Below are 13,531 nucleotides of genomic sequence, written 5' to 3'. Positions count from 1 at the left end.
TCCAGTCGGGATGGTCCGCGGCCACGGACGCGAAGGCGTCGATCAGCACGTCGTACCGCTTGACCCGGGTGAGCCGGCCCGCCGCGACGACGGTCCTCGCCGCGGGGTCGGCGGGCGGCACGGCGGGCGCGGGCACGCTGTTGGGCACGGCCTCGATCCGTACGCCGGGCAGGCGGAGCTTCCGGTAGGCGCGGGCGTCGGCCTCGGTGACCGTGGTGACGGCGTCGAGGAGCGCGTACTCGTGGCCGATGTCGCGGCGCAGCCGGTAGGTGTGGCCGTCGAGGATCAGGTGCTCCTGGCCGACGAGGACCGGCCCCCGCCGGGCCTGCCGGGCGAGGTGCACGTTGAGTCCGGGGCGGGTGGCGACGAGGACGTCGGCCTCCACTCCGCGGAGGTACTCCCCGATCCGGGCGTCGGTGAGCGCGCTGTACTGCTTCCAGCGGCCGTCGCCGCGCGGGAAGACCTCGGCGGGGCGGTGGAAGTCGGGGTGGTCGCCGTCGTATCCGGGGCTGTCCTTGCGCAGGTCGACGAGGTGGCGCAGGGTCACCCCCGCCGGCAGGCCGAGGCGCGGACGGTCACGGTGGCGGAACACCGAGACGATCTCGACCTCGTGGCGTTCCGCCAGTTCCTCGGCGAGCGTGAACGTGGTCCGGATCGTGCCGCCGTAGTGGTAGCCGTTGTGGAGCAGAAAGGAGATACGCATCGCGCTGCCGGTTCCCCCCGGTCAGTCAGTCAGTCATTCGGTCGGTCGGTGCTCGACTGTACTGCCGATGCAGAGGCGCTCGTTCACGGGCGGTAGCCGAGCTGGGGGACGGTCGCGCAGTTCTTCGTCATGTCGCCCTGGCTCACCCAGCCCCGCCCGTCCTCCCAACGGGCCACGGACAGGCAGGTGTTCCGGGTCGCGGGCGGCCGTGCCAGGTGCTCGAACCGTACGGGGAGGAGGAGCCCGCGCGCGGTGTACGGCTCCGGTCGGTTCATGAACTCCTCGACGCAGCCCCGGGTGAGCGCGCCCCGGGCGAGGCAGGAGCGGGCCGCGTCGGTGAACCACATCGCCGCCGCCCATCCTTCCAACTGCCATTGCGACAGGGCCCGGTCGCCCATCGCCGTACGGAACTCGCGGACCGCCGGCTGCCCGGTGTCCTCGTAGTTCCGGCTGGAGCCCGTCACCCACAGCGAGGCCCGGCAGCCGGGGGCGCGGGCGTAGTCGCGGGAGACGGCCGAGGACCAGTTCTGCACGTTGGTCACCTTGGCGTCGACCCGGACCCCGAGCGTCTCCATCGCCTCGCACAGGCGCACGTTGCCGTGGGTGTCCATCGCGTCGAAGACGAGGTCGACGTGTTCGGCCCGCAGGTCGGCGGCGACCGCGCGGAAGTTGGGCAGGGCGAAGTCGACCTGTTCCTCGACGACCCGGTAGCCCTCGGTGCGAAGGCCGCGGGCGACGAGCCGGGCGTAGGCGGCGGAGGCGGCCTGGTTGTAGGAGACGACGGCGGCGGTCCGCGCGCCGAGCTTCTCGCGGAACCAGCGGTAGACCTCGGTCCCGCCGTACAGCGTGCCGCCCCAGCCGGGTGCGCGGCCGGTGCGTGGGGCGGAGCTGCCGTAGATGCCGTAGAGGTGCGGATAGGTGTCGTACGCGGGGGTGAGGGGCTGGCCGCCGATGTCGGGGACTCCGGCCCGGGCGACGAGGGGGGCGCCCGCGTAGTTCAGGGCGGTGGTGGCGACGAGGGCGAAGACGCCGCGCTCGTCGACCAGCCGGTGCACGCACGCGTTGTTGCCGACGCCGCTGCCGCCGTCGTCGCAGGTCTCGACCTCGATCCGGCGTCCGTCGAGGCCACCGCGCGCGTTGAGGGCGTCGAACCAGGCGCGGGCTCCGTCGCGCGGGCCGGTGAAGGTCTCTCCGCCGACCGGGCTGGTGGTGCTGGTGATGATCCCGACGCGGAGCGGCTCACCGCCGGAGGGGTTGACGGTGGGCCGCGTTTCGAAGGCGCGCTCCGGGAGCCGGCTGCCGCATCCCGCGAGGAGGGCGAGCAGCACGGCCAGGAGCAGCGCCGTGACCGCCTCAGCAACCCTGGACGGTGACACCGCTCAGCTCGACCAGGCCGCACAGGGTCTTCACGGAGACCTTCCAGGTGCCGTTCTGGAGGACGGAGGTGCCCTTGGAGCCGGGCAGGGCGGGGGACCCGCCGACCAGCAGGTCGTAGGTGACGTTCGCGTCGGTGGCCGAGGCGAACTCGATGCCGGTGACCTTCGCGGAGGTCATGGCCGCGTTCTTGTCGCCGGCGAAGGCGCCGAGCACCGGCCGCATCTGCTCCCCGTTCTCCAGGAGCTTCACCTTCTCGGCGACGGGGGTGTTCGGGTCGAAGAACGCCGTCCAGTTCTTGGTGATCTGGGCCTTGGCGGCGACCGGATCGGTGGGGGCGGTCACCGGCGGGGAGGAGGAGGCCGTGCCGCCGGTCTTCCCGCCGTTGTCGTCGGAGCAGCTCGCGAGGGCGGGTGCCAGGGCGAGGACGGCGACGGCCCCGAGGACCGCGAGACGGGAGCGTCCACCGCGTCGTTCGACGAGCATCTGCCTCACCACCGGGTGTCTCGCGCATCCAGAGCCAGCCCGGAGCGGCTGGTGTTACCAGGGTGGGACGGATCGGGGCATAGTGCAAGGAAAGAGACAGCAAGGGGAGGGGACGAGGGAGGCCTGCGTGCCGACATCGCGGTTCCTGCTGTGGAGCGGTCTCGCGGCGGCCGCCGGGGGCGCGGTGCTCTGTGCGCTCGGCTGGTACGGGATCTCCGGCGAGCGCTTCGCGGAGCGCCAGCTGCCCTATCTGGCCTCGTGCACGGTGCCGGGGGCCGCGCTGCTCGTGGCGGGCGCGGTCCTGGTCGGGGCGGCGACGCTGCTTCCCGTACGCCCTCCGGAACCGCGCCGCACCGCCGACGCGGAGGAGGCTCCCCCGCCGTCCTCGGACGGCCCCCTCCTGCGGGTCCCGGGCGGGACCCTGGCGCACCGCCCGGACTGTCCACTGGTGGCGGGCAAGGAGGAGGCCGTGGAGGCGGGGGACGCGGAGCTCGCCCCCTGCCCGGTGTGTGAGCCGTGGCCTCCCTGACGTACGAACTGACCCTCGCCGGCCTCGCGGTCGGCAGTGCCGCCGCGCTCACCGGCATCGGCCTGGTCGTCACCTACCGGGCGACGGGCGTGCTGAACCTGGCGCACGGGGCCGTCGCCATGGTCTGCGCGTACGTGCTCCGCCAGCTGGTGGTCGGCTGGGGCTGGCCGCTGCCCCTGGGCGCCCTGGTCACGCTGCTGCTGGTCGCCCCCGGCATCGGACTGGCACTCGACCGGGGGGTCTTCCGCCCCTTGGCGCTGCGCGGCTCGAACCCGGCGCAGACCCTGGTGGCGACGATCGGCGTCTTCGTGCTCCTGGTGGGCGGGGCGGTGCTGCTGTGGGGCCCGGGGGCGCGGGACGACGCGCCGGTACTCCTCGGCGACGATCCGTGGGCACAGCTCGCGGCGGTGATCGCGCTCGCCTGCCTGGTGGGGGCGGTGACCCGGTGGACGCGGTTCGGCCGGGAGCTGAGGGCGGTCGTGGACAACCGCCCGCTCGCCGTCCTGGCGGGGATCGACGCGGACCGGGTCGCGGCGGCGGGCTGGGCGTTCGGCTCGTTCACGGCCGGGCTCACGGGCGTGCTGCTCGCCCCGTACGTACGGCTCGACCCGTACGGGATGCCGCTGCTCGTGGTGGAGGTGATCGCGGTCGCGGTGATGGCGAGGATGAGGTCGCTGCCGGTCGCGGTGGGTGCGGCACTCGCGATCGGGGTGGCCCAGGCGCAGCTGACCCGGCTTCACCCGGAGGGCTGGGCGGGCCCGCTGCTGCAGGCCGTCGGGGCGAACCTGTTCGTGGTGGCGCTCCTGGTGGCGGCGCTGGTCCTGCCGGGGGTGGGCGGCAAGGGCCGGGACGCCCTGCCGCCGCCGACACGCGCCACGAGGGTGCCCACGGCCCTGTGGCCGGTCGTAGGCGTCCTGCTCCTCCTCCCCCTGGGCCTCGCGGGCTCCGATCTGCACACGGCGGTCCAGGTCCCGGCGCTCGCCGTGATCCTGCTGTCCCTCGTCGTGGTGGCGGGCCGGGGCGGCCAGATCGCGCTGGGCCAGGCGGCGTACGCGGGCCTGGGCGCCCTGTTCACGGCGCTGCTCGCGGCGGCCGGGGTCCCCACGCTCCTGGCCCTCGGCCTCGCGGTGCCGATGGTGGCGGCCACGGGCCTGGTGACGGGCCGGCCGGCGATCCGGCGGCACGGCCTGGCGCTCGCCCTGGCGACCCTCGCCGTGGGAGTGGCGGTGAGCCGCTTCGTCCTCACCCAGCCGTACGCGACGGCGGGCGTGGCCCTGGGCCGCCCGGCGGGCTTCTCCGACGACCGCGCCTACTACGCCCTGGAGCTGGTCGTCCTGGCCGGCTGCCTCGCCCTGGTGGCGGCGCTCCGCCGGGGCCGCACGGGACGCGCGCTCGCCGCCCTGCGGGACCACGAACCGGGCGCCGAGGCGGCGGGCGTCCCGGTGCCGCGCCTCAAGCTCCTCGCCTTCGTCCTGGGCGCGGCCCTGGCGGCCCTCGGCGGCGGGCTCCTCGGCATGGGTCTGCGCGCCTTCGACCCGGAGCAGTACGACCCGGTCCGCGGCCTGCTCTGGTTCGCGGCGGTCCTGGTCCTGGGCGCGGACAGCCTCCTCACCCCCCTGGCCGCCGCGGCCCTCCTGACCACCCTGGACGCGGGCCCCAAGGCGGGCACGGCAGCGGCCCTGATAGGCCTCCTGGCAACGCTGACGGGCCGGATCCCCCCATTGACGAACCTCTTGCCGCCGAGCGGCCGCACCCCTGCGACGACCGCAGAAGCCGGGGGCGTCCCCGCGCACGGCCCACCGGGCGAGGCCGGTCGCGCCGACGCCGGTCCGGCCGAAGGCCGGCCGCACGCCCACGGCCCGCCACCCGCCGACGGCGCGGCACCTCCCGCAGGAAGACCCGCACGTCTGTCGACCGCCCGCACGGGTGGTGCGGGTGGGACCCCCGGTCCGGCCGAAGGCCGGACGCCCACCCACGGCCCGCCGGCCACCGACGACGCCCAGCCCCGCACCGGGCTCCGCACGGGCCTGCGCGCGCACGACCTCACCCTCACCTACCCCGGCGGTGTCACCGCCCTCTCGCACGTCACGCTCGGCCTCGCCCCCGCCCGCGTCACCGCCCTCGTCGGTCCCAACGGTGCCGGCAAGAGCACCCTCTTCGACTGTCTCGCCGGGACCCTCCGTCCCCGCCGCGGTCAGGGCCGGATCACGCTCGACGGCGCCGACATCACCTCCCGGCCCGCCCACGCCCGGACGCGCCTCGGCATCGCCCGGACCTTCCAGCAGCTCGCCGTCTTCCCGTCGCTCACCGTCGAGGAGAATGTCCGCCTCGGCGAGGAGCAGGGCGGGCGGGGGGACCCGGCCGCCGTGGAGCGGAGCCTGCGGCTGCTCGGGCTGGCCGGGCCCGTACGGCACCGGGCGGCGGCGGGCCTGCCCACCGGGACCCTGCGCCGGGTGGAGCTGGCCCGCGCGCTGTCGGGGCGCCCGCACACGCTCCTCCTCGACGAACCGGCCGCAGGGCTCGACGCCGCCGAGACCGCCGCGCTCGCGAGGATCCTGGCGGCCCTCGCGGCGGACGGCCTGACCGTCCTGGTCGTCGAGCACGACCCCGACCTCGTCGCCGGGATCGCGCACACGGTGCACACCATGGAGGGAGGACGGATCCTGTCGTGAGCGTCGAGATCGCCCTGCGCGCCGCCCGGGTCCGCTACGGCCCCCTGGAGGCCCTGCACGGCCTCGACCTGCCCGTCCCGGCCGGGACGGTGACCGTTCTCCTGGGCCGCAACGGCGCGGGCCGGACGACCGCCCTGCGCGCCCTCGCCGGCACGGTGGGCCTGTCGGCGGGACGGGTCGAGTGGCGCGGGACCGACGTGACCCGGCTGTCGGCGCACGCGCGGGCGCGCCGCGGGCTGTGCTTCGTACCGGACCTGCGGGCGGTGTACGCGGGCCTCACCGTCGCCGAGAACCTCGCGCTCGCCGCGCCCGGGGCCACCGCCCCGTACCCGGAACTGGTCCCCCTCCTGCCCCGGACCGCCGGGACCCTGTCCGGCGGGGAACGCCGGATGCTGGCGGTCTCCCGCGCGTTCCTGGCGCCACGCGCGCGCGTGGTGCTCGTCGACGAGCCCTCGCTCGGCATGGCCCCGCCGGTCGCGGCCCGTACGTACCGGATGCTCGCGGCGCTGGCCGTGGAGCGCGGGGCGGCCGTGGTCCTGGCCGAGCAGCGCGTACCGGACGGGCTGCCGCCCGGCACGCTCGTGCACGAACTGCGGCGCGGCTCCCGCGCGTCGAGCGGGGAGCCGGCCGAGTACCGGTGACGCACAGGTGGCGCCTCAGAGAGGGGCGATCCGCAGCATGGCGCCGACGACGATCCGGTTCGGGTCGGCCCCGACGACGCTCCGGTTCGCCGCGTACAGCGCCTGCCAGCCGCCCTTGACGCCGAAGCGGCGGGCGATCGAGCCGAGCGTGTCGCCGGCCTGGACGGTGTGGACGCGCCCGTACAGGCCGTACCGCTTGGAGCAGGCGGGCCAGGCCCCCCACCCCTGGGTGCGCAGCACCTCCTCGGCGACGGTGATCTGCTGCGGCCGGGTCGCCAGGTCGGCGCGCCGGGCGTACTTCAGGCCGCCGTGCTCGACCCAGGTGGGGTGCCAGAACTGGAGCCCGCCGTAGAAGCCGTTGCCGGTGTTGGTGCGCCAGTTTCCGCTGCTCTCGCAGTCGGCGACGCATCCCCACGGCCACTGGTCCTGCGCGCAGGCGTACGAGGGCACGGAAGCGGCCCGGGCGGGCGTCGGGGTCAGGGTCAGGAGCGCGGCCGCGGACGCCGCCACGAGGGAACCCACGAGGGAACCGGTCGTACACCATCGGATCTTCGACATCGGGGAAGGCTAGGCAGCCCCCCGGCGCCCCCGGCCCGTGCCGCGCGGAACAGTGTTCACATCCCACCCGGTCGGAGTCACGCCCCCAGGACGGCCCCGGACGGCTCCGGACGGCCCCGGCCGCACGGGCCGGTGGCAAGTTGCCTCGCTTCCACGCGTGACCCCGGCCGAGGCTGACCCGTTGAACTCGGCATGAGACGCCCGGGAACGGCCCGGCGTCCCCCCGTACCGAGTCCAGGGAGCCCCCCGTGCCGCGCATGCTCGACGTCAGCGAGGACGTACGCGCCGAGATCGGCGACGAAGAAGCGGACCGGCTGCTCGCCGGCGACAACGCCCCGGGCAGCTACGACTGCACCTCCTGCCGCACGCCGGGGGACTCCGAGCAGGAGCGCACCAGCACGGTGCTGTTCGTCGGCGAGGAGACCGCGGTCCTCGCGTTCGCCCACGCCAGCTGCATCCCCTCGCAGGTCGTCCGGGTCGAGGAGGCGCAGCTCCAGGGCGCCGTCGCCTCCATCACGGCCTCCGACGCCGCCGACGCGCTCGCCGCCTCCCACCCCGAGCAGGCCGTGCTCGGGGTCACCAGCGGCCTCGTCCTGATCGACGGCGAGCTGCACCCGGCGCTCGTCGTGGAGCCGACGGCCCCGGTGGCCCGTCCGGGTTCGGACGGCCTCACCGACGAGTTCCTGCCGCTCCTGGCCGAGCAGGGCTTCCAGCAGGTCATGTCCCTGGACGAGAAGCCGGCGGTGCTGCCGGGCTGGTCGGTCCTGGTCGCCATGGGCCAGCTGCACTCCGTGCTCCAGCCGGGGCCGACCGGTCAGGCTGCCTGGTGGCAGGCGCACCAGCCGCTCCAGGTCACCGAGGGCTGGCGGGCGGCGGCCAACAAGTCGCACACGGTCCTGGTCTTCGCCGCCCCGGTGGGCTCGATCGGCCAGCAGCCCCGCGAGGACCTGCTGCGCGACGCCCTGGAGAAGGCCGCGGCGAACGGCCGTCTGGTGGCCGCCGCGATGCCGCTGGCCGGCACCTGATGGAGGACCGCCGGCCCGGCATAGGGTGGGCGCGCGTCCCCGGGGCGGGGGCGGGACCGGGTGTGCCGACCGTGCCGCGCCCCCGGGGCGCTCCCCTTTCGGAGAGCCGCCCGCATCCGACGGGCGGCGGTGTCGTTGGCACCTACGTGCACCCATACGACCCCTTCCTCCAGCCCCATCCGAGCCAGATCCCCTCGATGCGCCCCGCGCAGGACGTCGCGGCGGGCCCTTCGCCCACGCCGATCTACGACGCCCTGTACTCGGAGTACCGCAGGTCCTTCCGTACGCTGCCGGGCGACCGCAGCGGCGAGGAGGAGCTGAGCTTCCGGGCCTTCGGCACGGTCCTGAGCACGGGCGTGTACGGACAGGGGCACCGGCACGCGGCGGCGTACCCGTCGGCGTGGTCGGCGCAGCAGCACCCGCAGCCCCAGGCGGCACTGCCACCGGGACCTCGCAGAGGCCTCTAGGAATCCGGGAATCACGGCGGAGGGCCGGAGCTCGAATCGAGCCCCGGCCCTCCGCCGTACGTCACACCGTTCTACTTCTTGCGGCCGCGCTTCTCGCGCACCCGGACCGAGAGGTGGATCGGGGTGCCCTCGAAGCCGAACTCCTCGCGCAGCCGGCGCTCGATGAAGCGGCGGTAGCCGGCCTCCAGGAAGCCGGAGGCGAAGAGCACGAAGCGGGGCGGCTTGGTGCCGGCCTGCGTACCGAAGAGGATGCGGGGCTGCTTGCCGCCGCGGACCGGGTGCGGGTGGGCGGCGACGATCTCGCCCAGGAAGGCGTTGAGCCGGCCGGTGGGGACGCGGGTCTCCCAGCCGGCGAGGGCGGTCTCGATCGCCGGGACCAGCTTCTCCATGTGGCGGCCGGTCTTGGCGGACACGTTGACCCGGGGCGCCCAGGAGACCTGCTGCATCTCGGTCTCGATCTCGCGCTCGAGGTAGTAGCGGCGCTCCTCGTCGAGCTCGTCCCACTTGTTGTAGGCGATGACGATGGCGCGGCCCGACTCGACCGCCATCGTGATGATGCGCTGGTCCTGGACCGAGATGTTGTCGGTGGTGTCGATGAGGATGACGGCCACCTCCGCCTTCTCGATGGCGGCGGCGGTCCGCAGGGAGGCGTAGTAGTCCGCGCCCGCCTGGAGGTGGACCTTCTTGCGGATACCGGCGGTGTCGACGAACTTCCACGTGACGCCGCCGAGCTCGATGAGCTCGTCGACCGGGTCGCGGGTGGTGCCGGCCAGCTCGTTGACGACGACGCGGTCCTCGCCCGCCACCTTGTTGAGGAGGGAGGACTTGCCGACGTTCGGACGGCCGATGAGGGCGATGCGGCGGGGGCCGCCCACCGCGTTGCCGAAGCGCTGCTCGGGGGCCTCGGGCAGCTTCTTCAGGACCTCGTCGAGGAGGTCGCCCGTGCCGCGGCCGTGCAGCGAGGAGACGGGGAACGGCTCGCCGAGGCCCAGGGACCACAGCATGGCGGCGTCGGCCTCGCCGGACTGGCCGTCGACCTTGTTGGCGGCCAGGACGACCGGCTTCCCGGCGCGGCGCAGCAGGCGGACGACGGCCTCGTCGGTGTCGGTGGCGCCGACGGTGGCGTCCACGACGAAGAGGCAGGCGTCGGCGGCCTCGATGGCGTACTCGGCCTGGGCGGCGACGGAGGCGTCGATGCCGAGGACGTCCTGCTCCCAGCCGCCGGTGTCGACGACCTTGAAGCGGCGCCCGGCCCATTCGGCCTCGTAGGTGACGCGGTCGCGGGTGACGCCCGGCTTGTCCTCGACGACGGCCTCGCGGCGGCCGATGATGCGGTTCACCAGGGTCGACTTGCCGACGTTCGGGCGGCCGACGACGGCGAGGACGGGGAGCGGGCCGTGGCCGGCCTCCTCGATCGCGCCCTCGACGTCCTCGACGTCGAAGCCCTCTTCCGCGGCGAGCTCCATGAACTCCGCGTACTCGGCGTCGCCAAGTGCCCCGTGGTCGTGCTGGTCGTTCATGAAGTCCGTTCCTTGATCATTCGTGGTCGGTGGTCCCGGACGGCCGGAGCCGTGGGAGCCACTACTGAGAGTGTCGCTCAGCGCCCGGTGAGGCGCCTGGCGTTTTCCAGGTGGGCGGTGAGCTCCCCCTGGATCCGTACGGTGGCCTCGTCGAGGGCCTTGCGGGTGCGGCGGCCGGAGCCGTCCCCCGCCTCGAAGGCGTCGCCGAAGACGACGTCGACGCGGCCGCGCAGCGGAGGCAGTGCCTTGACCAACCGTCCGCGGCGCTCGGTGCTTCCCAGGACGGCGACCGGGACGATCGGCGCGCCGCTGCGGACGGCGAAGTACGCCAGGCCCGCGCGCAGCGAGGCGAAGTCGCCGTCACCGCGGGTGCCCTCGGGGAAGATCCCGAGGACGCCGCCCTGGTCCAGTACGCCGAGCGCGTTGCCTATCGCGGTGCGGTCGGTGCTCTCCCGGTCCACCTTGACCTGCCCGATGCCCTCCAGGAAGCTGCCGAGCGGGCCGACGAACGCCTCCTTCTTGATGAGGAAGTGCACGGGGCGCGGGGCGGTGCCCATGAGCATGGGGCCGTCGATGTTGTGCGCGTGGTTGACGGCGAGGATGACGGGGCCGGAGGCCGGCACCCGCCAGGCGCCGAGGACGCGCGGTTTCCAGAAGCCGTACATCAGCCCGATGCCGATGCGACGGCCGGCGGCGGCGCCCTTCGCGGAGGGCAGGGTCACTTGACGGCCGCCCTCTTCTCCTCGACGAGGGTGACGACGCACTCGATGACCTGGTCCAGGGTGAGCTCGGTGGTGTCGACCTCGACGGCGTCACCGGCCTTGGCGAGCGGGGAGGTCTTGCGGCTGGAGTCGGCCGCGTCCCGCTTGATCAGGGCTTCCTTCGTCGCGTGCACGTCGACGCCCTTGAGCTCGCCGGAGCGGCGGGCGGCACGGGCCTCGGGCGAGGCGGTGAGGAAGATCTTCAGGTCGGCGTCGGGCAGGACGGTGGTGCCGATGTCCCGGCCCTCGACGACGATGCCGGTCTCGGCGCCGCGGGCGATGGACCGCTGGAGCTCCGTGATCAGGCTCCGCACCTCGGGGACGGCGCTGACGGCGCTGACCTTCGAGGTGACCTCTTCGGTACGGATGGGGCCGGAGGCGTCGGCGCCGTCGACGGTGATGGTGGGCCGGGCCGGGTCGGTGCCGGAGACGATGACCGGCTTGGCCGCGGCGTTCGCGACGGCGTCGGCGTCGTGGACGTCGACTCCGTTACTGATCATCCACCAGGTGATCGCCCGGTACTGGGCGCCGGTGTCGAGGTAGCTCAGCCCCAGCTTGGCGGCGACCGCCTTCGAGGTGCTGGACTTGCCCGTGCCGGAGGGCCCGTCGATGGCGACGATCACGGATTCCACGGTGGGAACACCTTCCTGGGGTGAGCGGTAGGGCCCGGCGGTTTGCGGGGGACCCCCACAAGGTTACCGAGTCCCCAGCACCCGTTCGGCCCCGCCCGCTGGGGGCCCGCGCCGAGCCGGGCGGCACCCCGCCGCCGTACGGGCCCGCACCCGTTGCCGTGTGGGCAATCGTCCCGCTGGGGCAAGGGGGTTCCGCCCCGGGCGGGCGCGGCCCGCGGCGGTGGGGATCAGCTCGTGCGGAGGGACCAGCCTCGTTCCCGCAGCGCCGCACCCAGCGGACCCGCCGCCGACGGCTCCACCATCAGCTGGACCAGACCCGCCTGCTGCCCCGTCGCGTGCTCGATGCGGACGTCCTCGATGTTGACGCCCGCCCGCCCCGCGTCGGCGAAGATGCGGGCGAGCTCGCCCGGCTGGTCGCTGATGAGGACGGCGACGGTCTCGTAGGCCTTGGGCGCGGCACCGTGCTTGCCGGGAACGCGGGCCCGCCCCGCGTTCCCGCGCCGCAGCACGTCCTCGACCCCCGTCGCGCCGTCGCGGCGTTCGTCCGCGGAGGCGGACTGGAGGGCCCGCAGCGCGCGGACGGTCTCGTCGAGGTCGGCGGCGACGCCGGAGAGGACGTCGGCGACGGGCCCGGGGTTGGCGGAGAGGATCTCGACCCACATGCGCGGGTCGGAGGCCGCGATCCGGGTGACGTCCCGGATGCCCTGCCCGCAGAGCCGTACGGCGGACTCGTCGGCCTCCTCCAGGCGCGCGGCGACCATCGAGGACACCAGTTGCGGGGTGTGGGAGACGAGGGCCACGGCCCGGTCGTGGGCGTCGGCGTCCATGACGACGGGGACGGCCCGGCAGAGGGCGACGAGCTCCAGGGCGAGGTTGAGGACCTCGGTGTCGGTGTCCCGGGTCGGGGTGAGGACCCAGGGCCGGCCCTCGAAGAGGTCGGCGGTGGCGGCGAGCGGGCCGGACCGCTCCTTGCCGGACATGGGGTGGCTGCCGATGTACGCGGTGAGGTCGAGGCCCAGCGCCTCCAGCTCCCGCTTCGGTCCGCCCTTGACGCTGGCCACGTCGAGGTAGCCGCGGGCCAGGCCGGCCTTCATGGCCTCGGCGAGCGTGGTGGCCACGTGCGCCGGGGGCACGGCGACGACGGCGAGGTCCACGGGGCCTTCGGGGGCCTCGTCGGTTCCCGCACCGAGCGCGGCGGCCGTGCGGGCGCGCGCCGGGTCGTGGTCGCGCAGGTGGACGGTGACGCCCCGGCCCGCGAGGGCGAGGGCGGCGGAGGTGCCGATCAGTCCGGTACCGATGACGAGCGCTGTTCTCACTGGGCGATGTCCTTGCGCAGGGCGGCCGCGGCGCCGAGGTAGACGTGCGCGATCCGGGACTTGGGCAGTTCGGTCTCGACGTGGGCGAGGAGCCGGACGACCCTCGGCATCGCACCCTCGATGTCGAGTTCCTGTGCGCAGATCAGGGGGACGTCGATGATCCCGATGTGCCGGGCCGCGGCGGCGGGGAAGTCGCTGTGCAGATCGGGCGTGGCCGTGAACCAGATGCTGATGAGGTCCTCGGTGGTGAGCCCGTTGCGTTCGAGGACGGCGGTGAGCAGCTCCTCGACCTGCTCGCGCATGTGTCCGGCCTCGTCCCGCTCCAGCTGGACGGCTCCTCGGACCGCTCGTACCGCCACGTCGTACTCCTTCGCCTGCGCCAGTGCTCCGTTCAGCCTAGTCAGCGGCGGGGACGGCGCGCCGCCGCGCCCGCCCTCCGAGACGGAACGGCGGGCGGGCGTGACACGGGCCGGTCAGAGCTGCTGCTGGCGGATGATGTCCTCCAGGGAGGCGCCCTGGGGCAGCGAGCCGTTCGGGGTGAGCTTGTCGACGGCCTGCGGCAGGGACCTGGCGATCTCGTCGGCGGCCTCCTGCGGGCTGACGCCCGCGTCGGCGGCGACCTTCTGGAGGGTGTCGTCGGGGAGGGCCCCGGCGATCTGGGCTCCGCTCACGGTCTGGTTCTCGCCGGTGCCGACCCAGGACTGAGCCTGGTCGGTGAGGCCGGACCTGGTGAGCATGTCGAGCAGGCCGCCGAGCGGGTTCGAGCCGTTGCCGCCGCTGCCGGCCTGGCCGCCCGTGAGTGCGTTCAGGAGGGAGCCGAGGATGTCGCCGCCGCCCTGCCCGCCGC

At 74.4% G+C, this 13,531-nt stretch carries 15 protein-coding genes; 5 read left to right on the top strand and 10 right to left on the bottom strand.

What is annotated here, in order from left to right; genetic code table 11:
* The 3 genes from CCN56_RS33500 to CCN56_RS33490 form a co-directional block, all read right to left on the bottom strand.
* Positions 1-703 (bottom strand): glycosyltransferase (locus tag CCN56_RS33500; protein WP_143664705.1); only part of this gene is annotated, 703 nt, incomplete at its 3' end.
* A gap of 83 nt (positions 704-786) precedes the next feature.
* Positions 787-2,079: an ABC transporter substrate-binding protein gene (locus CCN56_RS33495; RefSeq protein WP_086831604.1), complete on the bottom strand. Its 1,293-nt coding sequence runs from the start codon at positions 2,077-2,079 to the stop codon at positions 787-789.
* Complete coding sequence (locus tag CCN56_RS33490; protein WP_256962318.1) at positions 2,057-2,563, bottom strand: hypothetical protein; 507 nt, start codon at positions 2,561-2,563, stop codon at positions 2,057-2,059. Before CCN56_RS33490 ends, CCN56_RS33495 begins: the two co-directional genes overlap by 23 nt.
* Positions 2,564-2,690: 127 nt before the next feature.
* Here CCN56_RS33490 and CCN56_RS33485 point away from each other — a divergent pair, with 127 nt between their 5' ends.
* Genes CCN56_RS33485 through CCN56_RS33475 form a run of 3 tightly spaced genes read left to right on the top strand, consistent with a single transcriptional unit; the run spans position 2,691 to position 6,405 of the window.
* The gene (locus CCN56_RS33485; protein ID WP_086831602.1) at positions 2,691-3,092 is read left to right on the top strand and encodes a hypothetical protein; all 402 of its coding nucleotides are present in this window, start codon (positions 2,691-2,693) and stop codon (positions 3,090-3,092) included.
* Positions 3,080-5,764 (top strand): ATP-binding cassette domain-containing protein, encoded by a 2,685-nt coding sequence (locus CCN56_RS33480; protein ID WP_086831601.1) that lies wholly within the window; start codon positions 3,080-3,082, stop codon positions 5,762-5,764. Before CCN56_RS33485 ends, CCN56_RS33480 begins: the two co-directional genes overlap by 13 nt.
* Positions 5,761-6,405 carry an ATP-binding cassette domain-containing protein gene (locus CCN56_RS33475; protein ID WP_086831600.1) on the top strand — a complete coding sequence of 215 codons (645 nt, stop codon included), beginning with the start codon at positions 5,761-5,763 and terminating at the stop codon, positions 6,403-6,405. Before CCN56_RS33480 ends, CCN56_RS33475 begins: the two co-directional genes overlap by 4 nt.
* A 15-nt stretch (positions 6,406-6,420) precedes the next feature.
* Here the strand turns inward: CCN56_RS33475 and CCN56_RS33470 are convergent, their stop codons facing one another.
* Positions 6,421-6,963 carry a transglycosylase family protein gene (locus CCN56_RS33470; protein WP_086831599.1) on the bottom strand — a complete coding sequence of 181 codons (543 nt, stop codon included), beginning with the start codon at positions 6,961-6,963 and terminating at the stop codon, positions 6,421-6,423.
* A 248-nt stretch (positions 6,964-7,211) separates the two neighbouring features.
* Between CCN56_RS33470 and CCN56_RS33465 the strand changes: the two genes are divergently transcribed.
* Together CCN56_RS33465 and CCN56_RS45660 are read left to right on the top strand one after the other, a co-directional pair.
* Positions 7,212-7,988, top strand: a complete 777-nt coding sequence (locus tag CCN56_RS33465) for a hypothetical protein (RefSeq protein WP_086831598.1) — start codon at positions 7,212-7,214, stop codon at positions 7,986-7,988.
* A gap of 197 nt (positions 7,989-8,185) precedes the next feature.
* On the top strand, positions 8,186-8,455 hold the full coding sequence (locus CCN56_RS45660) for a hypothetical protein (protein WP_306300655.1): 270 nt from the start codon (positions 8,186-8,188) through the stop codon (positions 8,453-8,455).
* 71 nt (positions 8,456-8,526) lie between these two features.
* Here the strand turns inward: CCN56_RS45660 and der are convergent, their stop codons facing one another.
* From der to CCN56_RS33430, 6 genes are all read right to left on the bottom strand, one after another.
* On the bottom strand, positions 8,527-9,975 hold the full coding sequence (gene der / locus CCN56_RS33455) for a ribosome biogenesis GTPase Der (RefSeq protein ID WP_086831597.1): 1,449 nt from the start codon (positions 9,973-9,975) through the stop codon (positions 8,527-8,529).
* 77 nt (positions 9,976-10,052) lie between these two features.
* Positions 10,053-10,739 (bottom strand): 1-acyl-sn-glycerol-3-phosphate acyltransferase, encoded by a 687-nt coding sequence (locus tag CCN56_RS33450; RefSeq protein WP_256962317.1) that lies wholly within the window; start codon positions 10,737-10,739, stop codon positions 10,053-10,055.
* The gene (gene cmk / locus CCN56_RS33445; protein WP_086831596.1) at positions 10,694-11,368 is read right to left on the bottom strand and encodes a (d)CMP kinase; all 675 of its coding nucleotides are present in this window, start codon (positions 11,366-11,368) and stop codon (positions 10,694-10,696) included. The genes CCN56_RS33450 and cmk overlap by 46 nt, the downstream gene beginning before the upstream one ends.
* A gap of 227 nt (positions 11,369-11,595) precedes the next feature.
* Entirely contained in the window at positions 11,596-12,684 is a 1,089-nt protein-coding gene (locus CCN56_RS33440) for a prephenate dehydrogenase (RefSeq protein WP_086831595.1), read from the bottom strand.
* A complete protein-coding gene (gene aroH / locus CCN56_RS33435; protein WP_086831594.1) occupies positions 12,681-13,043 on the bottom strand; it encodes a chorismate mutase in 363 nt (120 codons plus the stop codon). The genes CCN56_RS33440 and aroH overlap by 4 nt, the downstream gene beginning before the upstream one ends.
* Before the next feature lie 114 nt (positions 13,044-13,157).
* On the bottom strand, positions 13,158-13,531 hold a 374-nt coding region (locus CCN56_RS33430; RefSeq protein WP_107484262.1), incomplete at its 5' end, for a YidB family protein.

Origin of the sequence: Streptomyces sp. NRRL B-24572, assembly GCF_002156145.1 — a bacterium.
Classification (GTDB): Bacteria; Actinomycetota; Actinomycetes; order Streptomycetales; family Streptomycetaceae; genus Streptomyces; species Streptomyces vietnamensis.
The sequence above is the reverse complement of the archived record's forward strand: the minus strand, read 5'-3'. Positions and strand labels throughout refer to the sequence as shown.

What these genes read in the sequence shown, in the direction of transcription:
- CCN56_RS45660 (WP_306300655.1), top strand. Translation starts at nt 8,186, where the DNA reads ATGCGCCCCGCGCAGGACGTCGCGGCGGGCCCTTCGCCCACGCCGATC.
- CCN56_RS33490 (WP_256962318.1), bottom strand. Translation starts at nt 2,563, where the DNA reads ATGCTCGTCGAACGACGCGGTGGACGCTCCCGTCTCGCGGTCCTCGGG.
- CCN56_RS33470 (WP_086831599.1), bottom strand. Translation starts at nt 6,963, where the DNA reads ATGTCGAAGATCCGATGGTGTACGACCGGTTCCCTCGTGGGTTCCCTC.
- der (WP_086831597.1), bottom strand. Translation starts at nt 9,975, where the DNA reads ATGAACGACCAGCACGACCACGGGGCACTTGGCGACGCCGAGTACGCG.